This is a genomic window from Phenylobacterium sp. T106 (assembly GCF_057219735.1).
This window is the reverse complement of the sequence record NZ_JBXVWA010000003.1, coordinates 303,158-321,397: the sequence shown is the minus strand read 5'-3', so window position 1 is coordinate 321,397 and position 18,240 is coordinate 303,158. Positions and strand designations below refer to the sequence as shown.

Here is an 18,240-nt window from a genome sequence, read left to right as displayed (position 1 = left end):
AACCGGCTATCGTCGGCCAAAAGCAAAAAGGGTGGGAGGCGACGATGGCGGACCAGGCCTATGACGTGGTCATCGTGGGGGCCGGATTCTCGGGCCTCTACATGCTGCACCGGCTGAAGCAGCTGGGCGTCTCGGCGCGGGTCTACGAGGCCGGCCCCAGCGTGGGCGGCACCTGGTTCTGGAACCGGTATCCGGGCGCGCGCGTCGACATCGAGAGCCAGGAGTACTCCTACTCGTTCTCCCCCGAACTGGACGCGGAGTGGGTCTGGAGCGAGCGCTACGCCACCCAGCCCGAACTGCTGCGCTACCTCAACCATGTGGCCGACCGCTTCGACCTGCGCGGCGACATCCAGCTCGAGACGCGGATCACGGCCGCCCACTGGCAGGAGGCGGCCCGCCGCTGGAGCGTCGCCACCGACGGCGGCGAGACCATATCGGCCCGCTGGTGCGTCATGGCCACGGGATGCCTGTCCGTTCCGAAGGGCGACGAGTTCCCGGGCGAGCGCGAGTTCCGCGGCCCCTCCTGGCACACCAGCCGCTGGCCCGAAGAGGGCGTCGATTTCAAGGGCATGACCGTCGCGGTGATCGGGACGGGCTCGTCGGCGATCCAGTCCATCCCCGTGATCGCCGCCCAAGCGAAACACGTGACGGTGTTCCAGCGCACCCCCAACTTCAGCGTGCCGGCGCACAACGGCCCGATCGACCCGGCCGTCGCGGCCGACTGGGCCGCCAACCGTGCGGCCTATCGCGCCGAGGCCCGGGAGGCCGGCTTCGGGATCCGCGGCGTCGCCATGGGCGACACGCCGGCGCTCGAGGCGACGCCCGAGCAGCGCAAGGAGGCCTTCGAAGCCCGCTGGAGGTATGGCGGCTTCGCCTTCCTGGGCGCCTACAACGACCTCGTGACCGACGTCGAGGCCAACAGCACGGCCGTGGAGTTCATGGCCGAGAAGATCCGCGGGATCGTTCAGGACCCCGCCACCGCCGAGAAGCTGATCCCCAAGACCTACCCCATCGGCGCCAAGCGGCTGTGCGTCGACACCGGCTACTACGCCACCTTCAACCGTCCCAACGTCAGCCTCGTGGACCTGTCCGACGAACCGATCGAGGCGATCACGGCGACCGGGGTGAAGACGGCCGCGAAGAGCTACGACGTGGACGCCATCGTCTACGCCATCGGCTTCGACGCCATGACGGGCGCGCTCTCGAAGATCGACATCCGCGGCCGGGACGGCCGCACGCTGTCCGAGGCCTGGGCCGCCGGCCCGCGGACCTACCTGGGCCTGATGACCGCCGGCTTCCCGAACCTCTTCCTGGTCACCGGCCCCGGAAGCCCTTCGGTCCTCTGCAACATGGCTGTCGCCATCGAGCAGCACGTGGAGTGGATCTCGGACTGCATCGCCTGGATGGGCGGCCGCCAGATGGGCGCGATCGAGGCCACCGAGCCGGCGCAGGACGCCTGGGTGGAGCACGTCAACGAGGTGGCCAACGGCACCATCTACCCGCTGGCCAACAGCTGGTACCTGGGCGCCAACGTCCCCGGAAAGCCGCGGGTCTTCATGCCCTACATCGGCGGCTTCCCCGTCTACCGCGACAAGTGCGCCGAGGTGGCCGCTAGCGGCTACGAAGGCTTCCGTTTGGAGGCTGAAGGGCGACCTTGACTTAGCTGCCCACCTGGGGCTGCCATGCAACCTGGGATCAGGGTTGCCGGCGCGATGCGCGGCATGCTGGCGAGGGAGGCTTCAGGGTGTTCCGCACCGCGGGCGACTTCGATCGCGCGGACTGGGAGCTGTTGCGCCACGGCGCGATCACGCTGTTCTGGCGCGAGGAGCGCTTCGAGGCCAGCAAGGCCGAACTGGGGGCGCTCGGCTACCGGCTCCTGGAGATCGCCTGCGTCACGCCCAGCCAGTTCCGCCGGGCGGTGAGCGAGGCCCTGGGCTGGGGCGACGGGGCGTGGGACGGCAACCTGAACGCCCTGAACGACGGGTTCGCGGCCTTCCCGTTCGGCGACTGCCCGGACGTCGCCATCTGCCTGCGCGACTTCCACGTGATCGCCGGCGAGGAACCGGCGTTCGCGCACGGGGTGCTGGACATCATCGAGGACTGGTCCCGCAACCACCTCCTGACCGGCCGACGCCTGCTGGCCCTGGTGCAGACCAACGACGTCAACTTCCGCTGCGAGGGGCTGGGCGGGCGCTCGGCGTCATGGAACGCGGCCGAGTGGCTGAACGCCGTGCGCGAGCTCTAGGGTGCTGGGGGGAGGGTCGTCGGCTGACCAGGCGCCCGATCAGGGGGGCTGGGGGGGCTGTTCAGGATCCGGACCGGATGCGGGCCAGCCGACGCAATGGAGTAAACGGGCGAGGTGTGTTCGCCTCGGGTCGCAAATTAGGCCATTTCGGGGCGTGTCCGCCGGGTGACAGCCCGCCACGGAGTGCGTCGCGGGCGCACAGGGGGCTTGTGGCCGCCGCGCACATGGAGGATGACGTTCGGGAACGGCGAGCCCACCACGGGCAAGCCGGGGCGTGGGGCCCCGCGACGCTTCCAGGACTTCGGTCCTGCGCGGCACTGAAGAAGCGGCAGAGGCGGTCCGAGAGGGCCGCCTTTCTTGCATCGGGGGCTTGGCTGTGGCCCGCCGACGCGCCATGTCGTCTGCACAACTTCGAAAGCGGCAACGGGAGGCGCGCGTGGGCGGACAGACGGGGCTGCAGCTGCGGTCCATCATCAAGGGTTCGGGCGAGCTGGAGCTCAGCCTGCAGGAGACCGACTTCGGGGCGCCGGGCCCGGACGAGGTGCTGATCCGGGTCGAGGCCTCGCCGCTCAATCCGTCCGACCTGGGCCTGCTGCTGGGCCCCGCCGACCTTTCCACGCTGAAGAGCGCGGGCGGCGTGACGTCCGCGAAGGTGCCGCCCCAGTTCATGCGCGCCATGGCCGCCCGGATCGACCAGTCGATGCCGGTGGGCAACGAGGGCGCGGGCACGGTGGTGGCCGCAGGCTCCGACCCCGCGGCGCAGGCGCTGCTGGGCAAGCGCGTCGCGGTCCTGGGCGGGGCGATGTACGCCCAATACCGCATGGCCAAGGCCGGCGACGTCCTGGTCCTGCCGGCCGACGCCACGGCCGCCGACGGCGCCTCGTGCTTCGTCAACCCGCTCACGGCCCTGGGCATGGTCGAGACCATGCGGGCCGAGGGGCACACGGCCCTGGTCCACACCGCCGCGGCCTCGAACCTCGGCCAGATGCTGGTGAAGATCTGCCTCAAGGACGGGGTGGACCTGGTCAACATCGTCCGCAGCGCCTCGCAGGCGAAGACGCTGAAGGACATCGGCGCCAAGCATGTGCTGGACTCCACGTCGCCCACCTTCATGGACGAGCTGGTCGCCGCCCTCGAGGCCACGGGAGCCACCCTCGCCTTCGACGCGATCGGCGGCGGCAAGCTCGCCGGCCAGATCCTCACCGCCATGGAGATCGCCGCCACCCGCCGCGCCGGGGGCGCCTACAGCCGCTACGGCTCGACCACCTACAAGCAGGTCTACATCTATGGCGGCCTCGACACCGGCCCCACCGAGCTCAACCGCGCCTTCGGGATGAGCTGGGGTCTCGGCGGCTGGCTGCTCACCTACTTCCTGATGAAGGCGGGCCCGGAGAAGGGCCAGGCGCTGCGCCAGCGCGTCGCCGACGAGCTCAAGACGACCTTCGCGAGCCACTACACCGCCGAGATCTCGCTGGCCGAGGCCCTGAACCCCGAGACGATCGCCGCCTACAACGCCAAGCACACCGGGACGAAATACCTGATCAACCCGAACAAGGGCCTCTGAGGGGCCGCTGTCGCCGCAGGCCGAGCGCCTGCGGCGGCGGTCAGGCCACCTTCGCCTGGGGCATGTCCTCGAGGAAACCGAGCCCGTCCTCGAAGTCCAGGAAGATGTCCATCAGTTCCTCGGCGTCGATCGGCGCGGTGCGCTTGCCGGGGAACCGGTAACGCCAGAAGCTGATGATGTGCTGGATCGCCCCGCACTGCTCGCCCAGCGTCATGAACATGTCGGGCGCCGCGAGCAGGAAGTCGCGGAACGCCGTTGGCTGGCCGTCCAGCGTGAGGGACCGGTAGGCGTTGTCGTAGACGCCCAGCATGAGGTTCACCCCCTGCACCACCTGCGAGATGGAGGTCTCCAGGCGCTTGCGCGCGGGGCCGATGTACTCCTTGGCGGGCTGGCTGAGGTGGCCCCGGGGCTGGAGGGTCGAGATCTCCAGCAGGACCTGGCCCAGGCGGGGCGTCAGCTCGTCGAGCACCCACTTGTAGTAGAGGAAGCCCCGCCAGCAGAAGACGCCGTCCTGGTAGTCCTTGTCGCTGAGCCTGAGGGTCTCCTTCAGGGGCTCGAAGCTGTTGTCGGGGTCGCTGGACAGCAGCTTCTCCACCAGCTTCGCGGCGGCCTGGTTGCCCCCGCCCTGCCCCGCCGACAGAGTCACCAGCGCCATGACTTCGGCGCGCACGAACTCGTACATGCGCAGGATGTCGGCGTCCGTGATGGCGAAGTAGGCCCGCGCCGGCTCGAAGCCGTTGCGCTTCAGATGCTCGCGCAGCAGGAACGGGTCCAGCGACGGCAGGCTGTCGATCAGCTCGAGGATCTCGCGATCGGGACGGCCCGGCGCCAGCAGGTCCCCGATCATCTGCTCGGCCGCGCGATCGAAGTCCTTCTGGCCCATCATCAGGAACCGCGCGCCGCAGCGCAGATCCGAGCCGTCCATCGGCACCATGATCTTCGTCGTGGTGGCCAGGGGCTTGGCGAACAGCTCGCGCTCGTGCGGGCGCACGCGATGCTTGACGATGATCCCGTGGTTCAGCGCCTTGCTCTGGAAGAAGGGCTGGGCGGCCAGCGACGGGTCATGGGCGAGCTTCCTGTGGGTCGCGACGAGATTGAGCACGCGCGCCGTGGAGGCGGACTGCTCCAGGGCGATCAGGCTGCGGACGGTGCGGTCGGGAGCTTTCTTCATGGCTTCGGCTGGGAGAAGTGCGCCGGCCGACTTGGCCACAAGTTGGAAAACAACGTGCTAACGACCAGCCCGCGAAGTCCACTCCGAGTGGATTTTTCAGGGCCTTCAGAGGGATCGTATTACCCCTGACGTGCCCTTCTCGCCCCTCGTGCGCCCCACCCGCGACGGGCTTGCGTGACCCGCAGTCAAGCGCGTCCAATCCCCCCGAGATCGGAGCCAGGCCACATGAAGATCGACCTGCTTTCGCCCGCCAGCTTCGCCGGCGGCCAACCGCACGGGCAGTACGACTGGCTGCGGGCCAACGCGCCCGTCCGCTGGCACGACGAGCCGGGCGGCAAGGGCTTCTGGGCCGTCACGCGCCATGCCGACGTCTGGGCGGTCGACCGCGACTTCCAGACCTACTCGTCCGAGCCCACCATCATGATCACGGACCCGCTGGCCGAGGCGGGCGGCTTCGGGCCGTACAAGATGATGCTGATGATGGATCCGCCCGAGCATACGGCGTTCCGCAAGCTGATCCGGTCGGAGTTCACGGAGCCGGCGGCCCGGCTTCGCCAGGCGCGCATCCAGGAGCTGGCCAAGCAGATCGTCGACGCGGTCATCGACAGGGGCGAATGCGACTTCGTCGACCAGGTGGCCGGCGAGATGCCGTCCTACGTGATCGCCGAGCTGATGGGCCTGCCGCTCGAGGACGGGCGCGAGCTCTACAAGCTGACCGAGATCATCCACACCGCGCCCGAGGCGCTGCCGCCCGGCGCCGGCGGCCAGGCGGTGATGAAGATGTTCGAATACGGCTCGAAGGTGATCGCCGAGAAGCGGGCGCGGCCCGGCGACGATCTCGCCTCCAAGCTGCTGGCCTGCGAGGTCGACGGCCGCCGGCTCGAGGACATGGAGTTCCTGCTGTTCTTCCTGCTGCTGGTGGACGCCGGGGGCGACACGACGCGCAACCTCCTGTCGGGCGGCCTCCTCGCGCTGATGGAGCATCCCGAGCAGTACGCCTGGCTCATGGCCGACTTCGACGCGCGCCTGCCGACCGCGCGCGAGGAGCTGCTGCGGTGGACCAGCCCGGTGATCTACATGCGGCGCACGGCCAAGCAGGACGCCGACCTGGCCGGACAGCGCATCGCGGCGGGCGACAAGGTGGTCATGTACTTCGGCGCCGCCAACCGCGACCCCGCCGTCTTCGACCGCCCCGACGTGCTGGATCTCTCGCGCCCCGAGAACCCGCACATCGCCTTCGGGACCGGGCCGCACGGCTGCCTGGGCCAGCACATCGCCCGCATCGAGATCGACGCCATGCTGCGCGAGGTGCTGACGCGGATGACCGGCTTCGAGCTGGCCGCGCCGGTGGAATGGCTGCCGTCCAACTTCATCTCGGGCCCCAAGGCCATGCCGATCCGGTTCCGGGCCGCCTGATGGACCTGGGCGGCAAGCAGATCCTGGTGATCGGCGGCGGGTCCGGCATCGGCTTCGCCGTCGCCGCGGCGGCGTCGCAGGCGGGAGCGGCCGTGACGGTGGCCTCCACGAGCGCCGACAAGCTGGACGCGGCCGTCCAGCGGCTGGGCGAGCGCGCCCGCAGCGCCGTCCTGGACGCCACCGACGAGGCCGCCGTCGCCGGCTTCTTCGAGGGCCGCGCCTTCGACCACATCGTCTACACCGCGGGCGACTGGGGCGGCGCGCGCCGGGGGCCTCTGGCGGACACCGACCTCGCCGCCGCCGCCGGCCTCTTCCGCGTGCGCTTCTGGGGCGCGCTGGCGGTGGCCAAGCACGGCGCGCCGACGCTGCCTCAGAACGGGTCGATCACGCTCACGGACGGAATGATCGCCCAGCGCCCCAGCAAGGGTTCGGTGGTCTCCAGCGCCATGGCCGGCGCGGTCGAGCACATGACCCGCGCCCTGGCGGTGGAGCTGGCGCCGATCCGGGTGAACTGCGTCTGCCCGGGCCTGATCCGCACCGGCGTCTGGGACTCGATCCCGGCCGAGCGCCGCCAGGACCAGTTCGCCCGGCTCACGGCCCGCCAGCTGCTGCCGCGCATCGGCGAGCCCGAGGAGGCCGCCGAGGCCTACCTGTACCTCATGCGCGCCGGCTACACGACGGGCCAGGTCCTCTACGTGGAAGGCGGCAGCGCGCTGGGCCAGTAGCCGGCCTCGCTCCCCCGCCGGGCCGGCGGGGGAGGTTCGGCGGCGCGCGGCGCGGACCTACGGACGGACCGCCTGGCGCTCGCCGTCCGGGGTGGGGGCCGGCGGGTCCTCGACGGGCGCGGTGTCGTTGGCGCCGTGGGCCCAGTGCTTCACGACGAAGCTCAGCGCCACGAAGACGACGCCGCAGGCGAGGCCGCCCCAGCCCAGCTTGTTGAAGCCGTCCATCGACGTGGCGAAGGCCGCCGCACGGTCCGTCACCTGGCCGCCCACCGTGTGGGTCCCCATGGCGCCGGCGATGATCCCGCCGACGTACTGGGCGATCGAGGACGACAGGAACCAGACCGCCATCATGAACGACACCAGCTTGGCAACGCTGAGCTTGGTGATCTGCGACAGGCCCACCGGCGACAGGAACAGCTCGCCCGTGGTGTGCAGCAGGTACAGCAGCGCCAGCATGAAGAGCGGCATGCGGTAGTCCACCGCCAGCGCCTGGCCCCAGACCACCACCAGGAAGCCCAGCCCCACCTGGATGAGGCCGAGGCCGAAGGTCAGCGTCGGATCGAGGTTCCGGCCGCGCTTGCCCAGCCACGCCCAGAGCGCGGCGAAGACCGGCGCGAAGATGAGGATGAAGCCGGCGTTGAACGACTGGGTCTGCCCCGCCGTGACGGGGCCCAGGTCGACGTTGCGCGCCGCGAACAGGTTCAGCGACGTGCCGGCCTGTTCGAAGAGGGTGAAGAACACGACGGCGCCGAAGACGAGGATCATCGCGAGGATCATCCGTTCGGCCTCGACCCGCATGCGCTGCCGGTAGAGGTTGCCGATGAAGTAGGCGATGTAGGCCAGCGACACGACGGTCGAAGCGATCAGGGCGATGCCCACGATGTCGTTGCGCTGGACCAGGAACCACACCGGGATCACGCCCAGGATGCCGCCCAGGTAGATCAGCTGCTCGCGGTTCAGCGGGCCGGCCACCTTCTGCTTCAGCAGGTCCGGGTTCGGCGGCTCGCCCTTGCCTTCCAGCAGCGGCTTGCCGAGCACGAAGACGACGAAGCCCGCCGCCATGCCCACGCCGGCCAGGCCGAAGCCGGCCCACCATCCGAACTCCAGGCCCAGGTAGGCGCAGAGCACCGAGGCCCAGAAGGCCCCGAGGTTGATGCCGTAGTAGTAGAGGGTGAAGCCCGAATCCCGCCGCGGGTCGCCCTGCGGATAGAGCTGGCCCACGATCGTGGAGATGTTCGGCTTCAGGAAGCCCACCCCCATGATGATCAGCGAGACGGCGAGGTAGAAGGCGCCCTGGCCGATGGGATCGACCTGCTTCTTCAGCTCGTACTGGCCCTGCGGCAGGACGGCCGGCAGCGGCGCGCCGGCGGGCAGGTTCTTGATCTCGAGGCCGCCGTCGGCCGTGGCCGAGAACTCGTGCGGCTGGCCGGCGACCATCAGGCGGACCTGACGCTCCTCCATCCGGCCTTCGATCGCCACCTCGTAGCTCTGGCCGGCGTAGACCAGCGTCTGCTTCGCGGGCTGGCCCTCGACCGCCATGGTCAGGTGGCCCGCCACCAGCAGCAGCGCACCGAACGCGACGGCCTTGCGGGTGCCCAGGTAGCGGTCGGCCAGCAGGCCGCCCAGCAGGGGCAGCAGGTAGACGAGCGAGGTGTACGACCCGTACTGCGCGCCCGCGACGTCGTCGTCGAAGAGCAGGTGCTGGGTCAGGTAGAAGATCAGGATCCCGCGCATGCCGTAGTAGGAGAAGCGCTCCCACATCTCGGCGAAGAACAGGATGATGAGGCCGCGCGGATGGTTGCGCAGCATCTGCAGCAGGACAGGCAATCCGGTGACCAGCGTCACCACGATGCCGATGAGGATAATCAACATTCGAGGGGTTTCCGGTATCCCTTGGGGGTGCGCGCCGGGAACGGTCTTGCCCCGCAGCGGCCATTTGGGCGGAGAAAATCACGCGCTCGTCATGCGCACAAGCAAGGCTGCGATCCGGTAGTGGGTCAGTCTGAAATTGCCGCCTCACGCGCGCCCGGATCGTCGGTATAGTGCGAGCCCATGAGCAAGACGCCCCAGCGCCCGCGCGACCCCAACCAGCTTGCGAAGCGGATCGCCGAGATTGCGACGGGGGAGGTTGCCGACTCTCCCTCTAATGGTGCAGCTTCTCCAGAAGCTACCCTTGGGCGACTGGGGGGACTGAAGGGTGGCCGCGCCCGCGCGCAGAAACTTACCCCCGAACGGAGGGCGGAGATAGCAGCCAAGGCCGCTGCCGCCCGATGGGGGAAGGATGACGACCGAAATCGCGGTCATTAACCGCCTTGGGATCGCTCTAGCGACAGACAGCGCAGTAACCATTAGCGGAGCCGGCGAAGAGTCGAAGGTCTTCGACACTGGCGACAAGCTATTTGAACTATGCGAGCACTGCCCTGTCGGCGTGATGATCAACGGCAACATGGATCTCTTGGGAGTCCCATGGGAGTTGATCATTAAGGATTTTCGAGAACAGGCCAGCACCTGCGCGCCAGGAACGATGAAGGACTGGCTTGAGGCCCTCCTGTCATACGCGGCGACACACAAGGCGAAGAACAGCGCTGCTGAGGCTGCTTACATCGTTGATATAGTCTCGCGCGAGATGGACGTTATAAAGGAGCAAGTATCGAAGGAGTTATTTGAGCGTAGAGAGCAGGAACCCGATGTCACCCATATATTTAATGGGAAGCTCGAAGAGAGGTTGAAGTTTTTCAGAGACCGAGGAGTCGCTGGGAGCCTCAAGAATCTTACGCACAAAGACGTGGGGGACAGATATTATAAGGGCCTGCGGCGGCTGATAGAAAACGCATTCCCGATCACCCTAGATCGCGCACAAAAGACCAAGTTGCGCAAAATCGTGCTTAGTCTAATCCTAAGCGAAGCCCCCACCGAACATAGTACCGGCATCGTTGTTGCCGGCTTCGGGGATGGTGACATGTTTCCCTCGCTATGTTCGGCGGAAGTGGATGGAGCGGTGGGAGACCAGCTCAAGTACTCAATTGGCGACCTTAAGAGCGTTGACAGGAGAAACTATCCTGGCGGGGTGATTTCGTTTGCGCAGACCGATGTTATTGAGCGCCTCCTGGGCGGCGCGGACAGCAGGCTAATCAAGAAGACGGAAGAATACATAACGTCGTCTCTTGAAGAGGCCCGGGATTCACTCGTAGAAGCGCTTCAAAAATCTGGCCTTGGAACCGCCGACGCTTCTGCCGTGTTTAACGACGTGATCGACATTGTCGCGCAGCAATACCGAGATAAGTTCTCGGTTGCTGCGAAGGAAGACTTTGAAAGAGACTTCAACTCGATGGTGTCAATGATGCCAAAGAGGGAATTGATAGAGCTGGCAGAAGCACTTGTCGGCATTACCGCAATAGAGCGGAAAGCGCGCAGCTCTCAGGCTACAGTTGGCGGGCCGGTCGATGTTGCTTTCATCACGCGCCACGACGGCTTTGTATGGATTAAGCGCAAGCATTACTTCGACGCCGAGTTGAACCCGAGATACTTCTGGCGTAAGTTCAAACGACGCAGTGCAACGGAGGTAGGAGATGGCACGGAAGGCCCTGAACCAGGATCAAGTTCCGCAACTGCCTCCCCGTAAGAAGGGCGAGGCAACCCTCGAGCGGAACTTGTCCCAAGCGGTAGAGGATTCCGCTGGCCGCGTACGCGAGCTTCTGGACCGCGCAATAGCCGATCGGCTGCGCAGCGCGAAAGTGACCCTTTCTGCTTGACGCTCAAGCATAAGGGTCACTATAACTGAGGGCATGAACAAGCTCTCAGCCGACGAACGCGCGAAGGTTCTTCAGCTTCTCTGCGAGGGCATGTCGATCCGCGCGATCACGCGCGTAACCGGCTACAGCAAGAACACCGTCAGCAAGCTGATGATCGACGCCGGGAAGGCGCTTTCCGACTATCAGGATCGCGCCTTCGTCGAACTCCAGACGAAGCGCGTCCAGCTCGACGAAATCTGGTCGTTCACATACGCCAAGCAAAAGAACGTCGCGACCGCCACCGCAGCGCCCGAAGGCGCGGGTGATACGTGGACCTGGACAGCTATCGACGCGGACTCCAAGCTCGTCATGTCCTGGCTCGTGGGCGGTCGTGACGCCAGCTACGCTCGCGACTTCATCGAGGACGTCTACAGCCGCCTAGCCAATCGCGTGCAGATCACGTCGGACGGTCATGGCCCCTACGTGAACGCGATCCGAGACATCTTCGGCATCGACGTAGACTACGCCCAGTTGGTGAAGGTCTACGGGCAAGCTCCGGAGGCGTTCAAGGGCCGCTACAGCCCCGCGCCGTTCAAGTCGTGCAGCAAGACCCGGATCGAAGGTCGGCCCGATCCGAAGCACGTCAGCACGTCCTATGTGGAACGCCAGAACCTGACCATGCGGATGCACATGCGCCGGTTCACTCGGCTGACGAACGGCTTCTCGAAGAAGGTCGAAAATCACGCCTACGCGGTCGCCCTTCACTTCGCGTATTACAACTTCGTCCGCATCCATAAGACGCTGCGCGTGACCCCTGCCATGGCCGCTGGCGTCACGGATCGCCTCTGGGAAATGGCGGATTTGGTCGCCATCGTGGAGGCGGCTGACGCAAAGCCGCAGCGGCCCGCGACCTACAAGAAGCGGCAGGGGGCCTAGTGCTTGTGCTGGCCATCACGGCTATTGCCATTGCGGCAATGTTCGCGGTCCCGCCGATCTATCGCGCGCTCGATCGACCCGCTCCCAACCGCGAAGACATCGCCGGGTTCGTCGTGTTGATCTTTATGATGACGCCCATGGTCTACCTTGTGCTGGGCGTGATCGCGCGCGCGTTAGGCTGGTGGCCGATTTCAGAATGACCCACTACCTGCGATCCGGCGCCCCTGGCGCGCCGTCCACGCGCCCCCAGATCCTACGCAGCCCGATCGCGCCGGGCGCGTTCCCGACCGCAAGGAGCACGCCGATGAAGACCCCCGGTCCCGACCACCCGATCACCATCCGTCCCGCCGAGAAGCGCTGGCGGGCCCGCTTCGCCGGCCACGTCATCGCCGACAGCGCCGATGCGCTGGTGCTGAAGGAGGCGACCTATCCCGAGGTGATCTACTTCCCCCGGGACGACGTCTCGATGGACTACATGGCGCGCACCGCGCACGCCACGACCTGCCCGTACAAGGGCGAGGCGGCCTACTACACCCTCAAGATGCACAGCGAGATCGCCGAGAACGCGGTGTGGACCTACGAGCAGGCCTATCCCGCCGTGCAGGCGATCGAGGGCCGGCTGGCGTTCTATCCGGACAAGGTCGAGGTCTACGAGGTGGACGACGCGGCGGTGAACCCGGATCACGCCGGCGACCGGTCCCGCGTCGACGAAATCGTGCAGCACACCGACGCCGGGGACGGCCATGCGCAACGCGGGTCCTGGGAGTCGAACGTCGACGGGCCCGGGCCGGAGGGCGGGGTCCGCTAGGGTTCAACGACTTCCGACTGTCCCGGCGAAGGCCGGGACCCAGATCCAGGTGCGGGACCTTGGTGGGAGGGGCTCCGAACCGACGGACCGAGCATCTGAGCCCTTCCATCTGGATCCCGGCCTTCGCCGGGATGACCGGGTGTTGAGTCCGGCGCCTGGAATGTCGGGGCGGTCGCGGCGGCCGGACGTCCCGCCGCGCGTCAGCCCTTCGGCACGGACTGGTCCTGGGCGAGCCGCCAGCCCGTGTAGGCGACCTCGGTCGTCACCTCGCGGAGACACCAGTCGGGAACGTCGAACGCCATCGCCGCCATGCGGTTGGTGGCTTCGCACTCCGCGGTCACGAGGCCGGCGTGCGGGCCTTCGAACATGTCGATCGTGAAGCCGCCCACCTTGTGCCGGCGCTTGGAGACGCGGCGGCCCGGCAGGGTGCTCAGGATGCCGTACTCGTCGGCGTCCAGGTAGAGATTGGTCATCGGCCCGATCAGCGGATTGTCGGGCGCGTACTTCTTCGCCAGCTTGAACTCCTGCTCGCCGCCCGGGAGGGTGATCCGGCGCAGCCGGAGACGCCCAGGCTCGATGTAGAGGTCTTCGATCAGGCGCGCCTCGGCGTCGTTCAGCGGCGGCAGCCGGGCCGGGTCGACCAGGAACCGGCGCTCGGCGACCCAGTGCGCGTACTTCGGCAGCTTGACCGGCATTGGGGGGGCCTCGGTGCGGGCTAGACGTGAGGGACCCTCGCCAGACTGGACGCGGAACGTCAAGGCCGCGCTGACGCCCAGAGCGCGTCCGGCGGAAGTGGAAGCCGGTTTCGCCGCCATAACGCGCTCTAATTCAAAGCGATAGAGCCTGTCCGACCGGCCTCGATGGTTCCATCAAGACCGGACAGGCTCCAGGCGGCCGGACCTCAGTACGCGAAGTCGCCGTAGACGCGGCTGACGTCGCCCTTCCAGGCCCCGTTGTAGAGTTCCACCAGGCGCTCGGCCGGGGTGACGCCCGTGTCGGCGATGTGCTCGAGCTCGGCGAGGTAGCCGCTCTCGTCCACCAGGCCGCCCGACAGGCGGTTGCGGTTCTTGAGGCCGGACCGGGCGATGGCCAGCAGGTCCTTGGCGACGTCCTGCACGGTGCGGCCGGCGATCTCGGCCTTCAGGCCGCGCCGGGCCACGTCGGCGCGCAGGCGCTCGTGGTCCTCGATCTTCCAGTCCTTGCAGAGGTCCCAGGCGGCGGCGAGCGCCGGCGCGTCGTAGAGCACCCCCATCCAGAGGGCCGGCAGCGCGCAGAGGCGGCTCCAGGGCCCGGAATCGGCGCCGCGCATCTCGAGGTACTTCTTCAGCCGCACCTCGGGGAAGATGGTCGTGGTGTGGTCGGCCCAGTCCTTGATCGTCGGCCGCTCGCCCGGGAGCTCGGGCAGCTTGCCCTCCATGAAGTCGATGAAGGAGCGGCCGGCGACGTCGATGTAGCGGCCGTCGCGCTTCACGAAATACATCGGCACGGTCAGGGCGTAGCGCGCGTAGGACTCGAAGCCGAAGCCGTCCTGGAAGACGAAGTCGAGCATGCCCGTCCGGTCGGGGTCGGTGTCGGTCCACACATTCGCGCGGCTCGACACGAAGCCCGACGGCTTGCCCTCGATGAACGGCGAATTGGCGAAGAGCGCGGTGGCGATCGGCTGCAGCGCCAGCGAGGTGCGGAACTTCGCCACCATGTCCGCCTCGTCCGCGAAGTCGAGGTTGGCCTGCACGGTGCAGGTGCGGAACATCATGTCGAGGCCGAGGCCGCCGACCTTCGGCATGTACTGCCGCATGATCTTGTAGCGGCCCTTGGGCATCACGGGGACCTGCTCGCGGGTCCAGGTGGGCGTGAAGCCCAGCCCCAGGAAGCCCAGGCCCAGCTCGTCGGCCACCTGCTTCACCTCGGTGAGGTGCTGGCCCGTCTCCTCGCAGATGTCGTGCACCGTCTCGAGCGGCGCGCCCGAGAGCTCGAACTGCCCGCCGGGCTCGAGGCTGACGTTGGCCATGCCGCGTTCGAGGGCGATGACGTTCTCGCCCTCGTAGACGGGCGTCCAGCCGAACCGGGTGAGGCCCATCAGCAGCGCCTTGATCCCCTGCGGCTCGTAGGGGACCGGCGCGTTGTCCTTCAGGCGGAAGACGAACTTCTCGTGCTCGGCGCCGACCCGCCACTCGCTGGCGGGCTTGGCGCCTTCCGCCATCCAGCGGACCAGATCCTCGAACACCAGGGGACGTTCGTCGCAGGCGGCCTCGGCCATGTGTTTCCTCCAAGGCCCCAAACGCCAGGGCGGCGGGCTCGGGTCCCGCGGCCGGGCATCTTTACGCCGCACAGATAGGTGGGCGCAATTCCGTCGAGCTCAAGACGGGCGCCCGACGCGCGTCAGATCTCGAAGAGCGGGGCCGTCTCCGGCGGCGGCGGCGCCGTCGCCTGGAGGATGCAGACGAGCCCGTCGGGCGCGTAGTCCATCCGCGCCCGCCCCCGCAGCTCCGCGCCGAGGCCGCGCTCGATCAGCCGAGAGCCGAAGCCGCGGCGGGTGGGCGCCCGCACGGGGGGCCCGCCCGATTCCTTCCAGGTGACCTCCAGCGCGCTGCCGTCGATCGTCCAGGTCAGGTCGATCCGGCCTCCGTCGACCGAGAGCGACCCGTACTTGACCGCATTCGTGGCGAGCTCGTGCAGGACCATGGCCATGGTCAGGGCCGCCGCCGGCTGGAGCCACACCTGCGGGCCCTCGATTCGCACATGGCCGGGCTGCGCCGGCCGGAACGGGCCCAGCGCGCGCTCGGCCACGACCTGCAGAGGGGCCCCGTGCCAGCCCTCGTGCGTCAGGATGCCGTGCACGTCGGCGAGGCCCAGCAGACGCGCCTGGAACTTCTCGTACGCCTCGGCCGGATCGTCGCCCTGGCGCAGGGTCTGCGCCGCCATCGACTGGACGGTGGTCAGCGTGTTCTTCACCCGATGGTTCAGCTCGTTGATCATGAGGCGGAGCTGCCCCTCGTAGCGCGCCTGCTCGGCCTCGGCCGCCTTCCGCGCGCCGATGTCCTCGATCATCGAGACGAAGTAGTCGGGCTGTCCGTCGGCCTTGCGGACCAGCGCCACCGTGAGGCTGACCCAGACGGCCGCGCCGCCCTTGGTCACGTACCGCTTCTCCAGCGAGAAGGCCTGGCGCTGCGCGGCCAGCACCTGGCGGACCAGGAGGAGATCGGCGGCCAGGTCGTCGGGGTGGGTGATCTGCTGGAAGGTCAGCGCCTCCAGCTCCTCGCGCGGATAGCCGCAGATCTCGCAGAAGCGCTCGTTGACCTCGAGCATGCGCCCGTCCGGCGACACCCGCGCCACGCCGATCGCGGCGTGGTCGAAGACGGCGCGGTAGCGCTGCTCGGCCGCCTCGATGCGCAGTTGCGTCTCGACCGCCTCGGTCACGACCTCGGTGTAGAGCACCAGCCCGCCGATCTCGCCCGCATCGTCGCGCCACGGGGCCAGGCGCCAGCGGACCCAGACGGTCCGGCCGTCGGGGCCAGGGAAGGCGTCAGCCGGATGGCTCCGCTCCACGCCGTCGCGCAGCGCCGCGGCATGGACCTCGCGCCAGCGCGGGGGGATGCCCGGAAAGACGTCGTAGTGGAGCCGGCCCTCCAGCGGCGTGTCGCCGGGCAGCCCCTGGTCGATCAGGAACTGCCGGGAGGCGGCCAGATATCGCATCTCCCGGTCGAAGATGGCGACCCCGATCGGCGCGTGCTTCAGGGCCGTGACGAGGCCGGACGGCGGCGAGCCCGCCTCGATGTGTTGTCCCGGCCGCAAGGTCACCGCACCCGATCGTCCATCACGGCCGGCGCGGCCGCCCTACCATAGGTAGGTCCATATGCCATCGGGCCAATGGTCAAGCCAGATGCCGCCGTTCGGCGGCACGGGGCGCAAATGAAAAGGGCCACCCCGTGGGGCGGCCCTTCCGTGGCTCGAGGCGAGGCCTACTCCGCGGCGGGCTTCGGCGCGTAGCCGAGCATGGCCTTGGTCTCCAGGAACTCGTGGAAGGCGTAGTCGCCCCACTCGCGCCCGTTGCCGCTCATCTTGTAGCCGCCGAACGGGGCCATCATGTCGCCGCCGCCGCCGTTGATGGACACCTGGCCCGCCCGCAGCTTCGCCGCCACCTTGCGCGCCTTCTCCAGGTCGCCGGCCTGGACATAGGCGGCGAGGCCGTACTCGGTGTCGTTGCCGACCTCGATGGCCTGGTCGAGGCTGTCGTAGCCCAGGATCGACAGGACCGGCCCGAAGATCTCCTCGCGGGCGATGGTCATGTCGTTGGTCACGTTCGCGAAGACCGTGGGCTTCACGTAGTAGCCCTTGTCCAGGCCGTCAGGGCGGCCCGTGCCGCCGATGACCAGGGTCGCGCCCTCGTCGATGCCCTTCTGGATCAGCTTCTGGATCTTCTCGAACTGGACCTTCGAGACCACCGGGCCGAGCTGGGCGTTGCCGTTCGGGTCGCCGACGGTGACCTGGGCCACGGTCTCCCGCGCCACCGCGATCGCCTCGTCCATGCGGCCCTTCGGCACGAGCATCCGGGTGGGCGCGTTGCACGACTGGCCCGAGTTGGTCATCACCGTCGAGGCCCCGCGGGCGACGCCCTTGGCGAAGGCGTCGTCGTCCAGGACGATGTTCGGGCTCTTGCCGCCCAGCTCCTGCGCCACGCGCTTCACGGTCGGGGCGGCCGCCTTGGCCACCTCGATGCCGGCGCGGGTCGAGCCGGTGAACGACACCATGTCGACTTCCGGATGGCTGGAGATCGCGGCGCCCACCGTCGGGCCGTCGCCGTGCACGAGGTTGAACACGCCCTTCGGCACGCCGGCGGCGTGCATGATCTCGGCGAAGATGTGCCCGCTGAACGGCGCCACTTCGGACGGCTTCAGGACCATGGTGCAGCCCGTGGCGATGGCCGGGGCGACCTTGCAGACGATCTGGTTGAGCGGCCAGTTCCAGGGGGTGATGAAGCCGCAGACGCCGATCGGCTCCTTGACGATCATCGTCGGGCCGCGGTCTTCCTCGAACTTAAAGGTCTTCAGGACCTCGGCGGCGGTGGCCAGGTGGGCCATGCCGATCGGAACCTGCGCGCGCTGGGCGAGGCTGGCGGGCGCGCCCATCTCCTCGGTCACCGCGGTGGCGAGGTCGCCGAAGCGCTTCTGGTATTCGGCGAGGATGCGGCCCAGCACCTCCAGGCGCTCTTCGCGGCTGGTCTGGCTCCACGAGGCGAACGCCTTGCGGGCGGCCCTGCAGGCCCGGTCGACGTCGGCCGCCGAGCCGAGCGCGATCTTGCCGCAGACTTCCTCGGTGGCCGGGTTCTCGACGTCGAGCGTCTTCAGGCCCTCGGCCGGATCGACCCACTCGCCGTCGATGTAGAACTTGAGGTACTCGCGCATGACGTCCTCCTGGAAGTCTTTGTTCGTTTGGGAACGGAGGCGCTTTCGCCCCACCCTTCAAACGCTCATTTTAGTGATCAGCGTTAAGGGGGGAAGCCCCTGACGCGGCGTCAGGACGCGAAGTTGCGCGCTTTCCCCTCCCGAAGGGCGCCGCCCGGCCTTGCGGCGCGCCGCCGGCGTCGCTAAAGCCCGGACCGGCAGAGTGACCGGAGGCTACATGGGCGGCATCCTGATGATCGTGG

General features: G+C 68.0%; 15 protein-coding genes. 9 read left to right on the top strand and 6 right to left on the bottom strand.

What is annotated here, in order from left to right; genetic code table 11:
• The first annotated feature begins 44 nt into the window (after nt 1-44).
• The 3 genes from AC2D8W_RS09200 to AC2D8W_RS09190 all read left to right on the top strand — a co-directional run bounded on the left by AC2D8W_RS09200 (nt 45) and on the right by AC2D8W_RS09190 (nt 3,809).
• The gene (locus AC2D8W_RS09200; protein ID WP_484671288.1) at nt 45-1,658 is read left to right on the top strand and encodes a flavin-containing monooxygenase; all 1,614 of its coding nucleotides are present in this window, start codon (nt 45-47) and stop codon (nt 1,656-1,658) included.
• 86 nt (nt 1,659-1,744) lie between these two features.
• Nucleotides 1,745-2,245, top strand: coding sequence for a hypothetical protein (locus tag AC2D8W_RS09195; RefSeq protein WP_293485927.1), 501 nt, complete (start codon nt 1,745-1,747; stop codon nt 2,243-2,245).
• Nucleotides 2,246-2,681: 436 nt separating this feature from the next.
• Complete coding sequence (locus tag AC2D8W_RS09190; protein ID WP_484671287.1) at nt 2,682-3,809, top strand: zinc-binding dehydrogenase; 1,128 nt, start codon at nt 2,682-2,684, stop codon at nt 3,807-3,809.
• A gap of 40 nt (nt 3,810-3,849) precedes the next feature.
• Here the strand turns inward: AC2D8W_RS09190 and AC2D8W_RS09185 are convergent, their stop codons facing one another.
• Complete coding sequence (locus AC2D8W_RS09185) at nt 3,850-4,980, bottom strand: hypothetical protein (protein ID WP_484671286.1); 1,131 nt, start codon at nt 4,978-4,980, stop codon at nt 3,850-3,852.
• A 225-nt stretch (nt 4,981-5,205) separates the two neighbouring features.
• Between AC2D8W_RS09185 and AC2D8W_RS09180 the strand changes: the two genes are divergently transcribed.
• Nucleotides 5,206-6,396, top strand: coding sequence for a cytochrome P450 (locus AC2D8W_RS09180; protein WP_484671285.1), 1,191 nt, complete (start codon nt 5,206-5,208; stop codon nt 6,394-6,396).
• Complete coding sequence (locus AC2D8W_RS09175) at nt 6,396-7,121, top strand: SDR family oxidoreductase (protein ID WP_484671284.1); 726 nt, start codon at nt 6,396-6,398, stop codon at nt 7,119-7,121. The genes AC2D8W_RS09180 and AC2D8W_RS09175 overlap by 1 nt, the downstream gene beginning before the upstream one ends.
• Before the next feature lie 57 nt (nt 7,122-7,178).
• Here AC2D8W_RS09175 and AC2D8W_RS09170 read toward each other — a convergent pair whose 3' ends face one another.
• Nucleotides 7,179-8,993 carry a peptide MFS transporter gene (locus tag AC2D8W_RS09170; RefSeq protein WP_484671283.1) on the bottom strand — a complete coding sequence of 605 codons (1,815 nt, stop codon included), beginning with the start codon at nt 8,991-8,993 and terminating at the stop codon, nt 7,179-7,181.
• A gap of 409 nt (nt 8,994-9,402) precedes the next feature.
• Between AC2D8W_RS09170 and AC2D8W_RS09165 the strand changes: the two genes are divergently transcribed.
• The 4 genes from AC2D8W_RS09165 (at nt 9,403) to AC2D8W_RS09150 (ending at nt 12,596) form a co-directional block, all read left to right on the top strand.
• The gene (locus AC2D8W_RS09165; RefSeq protein ID WP_484671282.1) at nt 9,403-10,743 is read left to right on the top strand and encodes a hypothetical protein; all 1,341 of its coding nucleotides are present in this window, start codon (nt 9,403-9,405) and stop codon (nt 10,741-10,743) included.
• Nucleotides 10,744-10,906: 163 nt separating this feature from the next.
• Entirely contained in the window at nt 10,907-11,788 is an 882-nt protein-coding gene (locus tag AC2D8W_RS09160) for an IS1 family transposase (RefSeq protein ID WP_484671281.1), read from the top strand.
• Between the two features lie 5 nt (nt 11,789-11,793).
• Nucleotides 11,794-11,988 (top strand): hypothetical protein, encoded by a 195-nt coding sequence (locus tag AC2D8W_RS09155; protein ID WP_484671280.1) that lies wholly within the window; start codon nt 11,794-11,796, stop codon nt 11,986-11,988.
• 104 nt (nt 11,989-12,092) lie between these two features.
• A complete protein-coding gene (locus AC2D8W_RS09150; protein ID WP_484671279.1) occupies nt 12,093-12,596 on the top strand; it encodes a DUF427 domain-containing protein in 504 nt (167 codons plus the stop codon).
• A gap of 200 nt (nt 12,597-12,796) precedes the next feature.
• Here the strand turns inward: AC2D8W_RS09150 and AC2D8W_RS09145 are convergent, their stop codons facing one another.
• The 4 genes from AC2D8W_RS09145 to AC2D8W_RS09130 form a co-directional block, all read right to left on the bottom strand.
• Nucleotides 12,797-13,291, bottom strand: coding sequence for a CYTH domain-containing protein (locus AC2D8W_RS09145; RefSeq protein ID WP_293485913.1), 495 nt, complete (start codon nt 13,289-13,291; stop codon nt 12,797-12,799).
• A gap of 206 nt (nt 13,292-13,497) precedes the next feature.
• Nucleotides 13,498-14,853, bottom strand: a complete 1,356-nt coding sequence (locus tag AC2D8W_RS09140; protein ID WP_293485911.1) for a glutamate--cysteine ligase — start codon at nt 14,851-14,853, stop codon at nt 13,498-13,500.
• A gap of 122 nt (nt 14,854-14,975) precedes the next feature.
• Entirely contained in the window at nt 14,976-16,388 is a 1,413-nt protein-coding gene (locus tag AC2D8W_RS09135) for a sensor histidine kinase (protein ID WP_484671278.1), read from the bottom strand.
• A gap of 167 nt (nt 16,389-16,555) precedes the next feature.
• Complete coding sequence (locus AC2D8W_RS09130; protein WP_484671277.1) at nt 16,556-17,998, bottom strand: aldehyde dehydrogenase family protein; 1,443 nt, start codon at nt 17,996-17,998, stop codon at nt 16,556-16,558.
• Nucleotides 17,999-18,240: the final 242 nt, after the last annotated feature.

Bases quoted from the DNA above. Each gene is read 5' to 3' on its own strand.
- AC2D8W_RS09200 (WP_484671288.1), top strand. From the start codon at position 45: ATGGCGGACCAGGCCTATGACGTGGTCATCGTGGGGGCCGGATTCTCG.
- AC2D8W_RS09185 (WP_484671286.1), bottom strand. From the start codon at position 4,980: ATGAAGAAAGCTCCCGACCGCACCGTCCGCAGCCTGATCGCCCTGGAG.
- AC2D8W_RS09180 (WP_484671285.1), top strand. From the start codon at position 5,206: ATGAAGATCGACCTGCTTTCGCCCGCCAGCTTCGCCGGCGGCCAACCG.
- AC2D8W_RS09175 (WP_484671284.1), top strand. From the start codon at position 6,396: ATGGACCTGGGCGGCAAGCAGATCCTGGTGATCGGCGGCGGGTCCGGC.
- AC2D8W_RS09170 (WP_484671283.1), bottom strand. From the start codon at position 8,993: ATGTTGATTATCCTCATCGGCATCGTGGTGACGCTGGTCACCGGATTG.
- AC2D8W_RS09165 (WP_484671282.1), top strand. From the start codon at position 9,403: ATGACGACCGAAATCGCGGTCATTAACCGCCTTGGGATCGCTCTAGCG.
- AC2D8W_RS09160 (WP_484671281.1), top strand. From the start codon at position 10,907: ATGAACAAGCTCTCAGCCGACGAACGCGCGAAGGTTCTTCAGCTTCTC.
- AC2D8W_RS09150 (WP_484671279.1), top strand. From the start codon at position 12,093: ATGAAGACCCCCGGTCCCGACCACCCGATCACCATCCGTCCCGCCGAG.
- AC2D8W_RS09145 (WP_293485913.1), bottom strand. From the start codon at position 13,291: ATGCCGGTCAAGCTGCCGAAGTACGCGCACTGGGTCGCCGAGCGCCGG.
- AC2D8W_RS09140 (WP_293485911.1), bottom strand. From the start codon at position 14,853: ATGGCCGAGGCCGCCTGCGACGAACGTCCCCTGGTGTTCGAGGATCTG.
- AC2D8W_RS09130 (WP_484671277.1), bottom strand. From the start codon at position 17,998: ATGCGCGAGTACCTCAAGTTCTACATCGACGGCGAGTGGGTCGATCCG.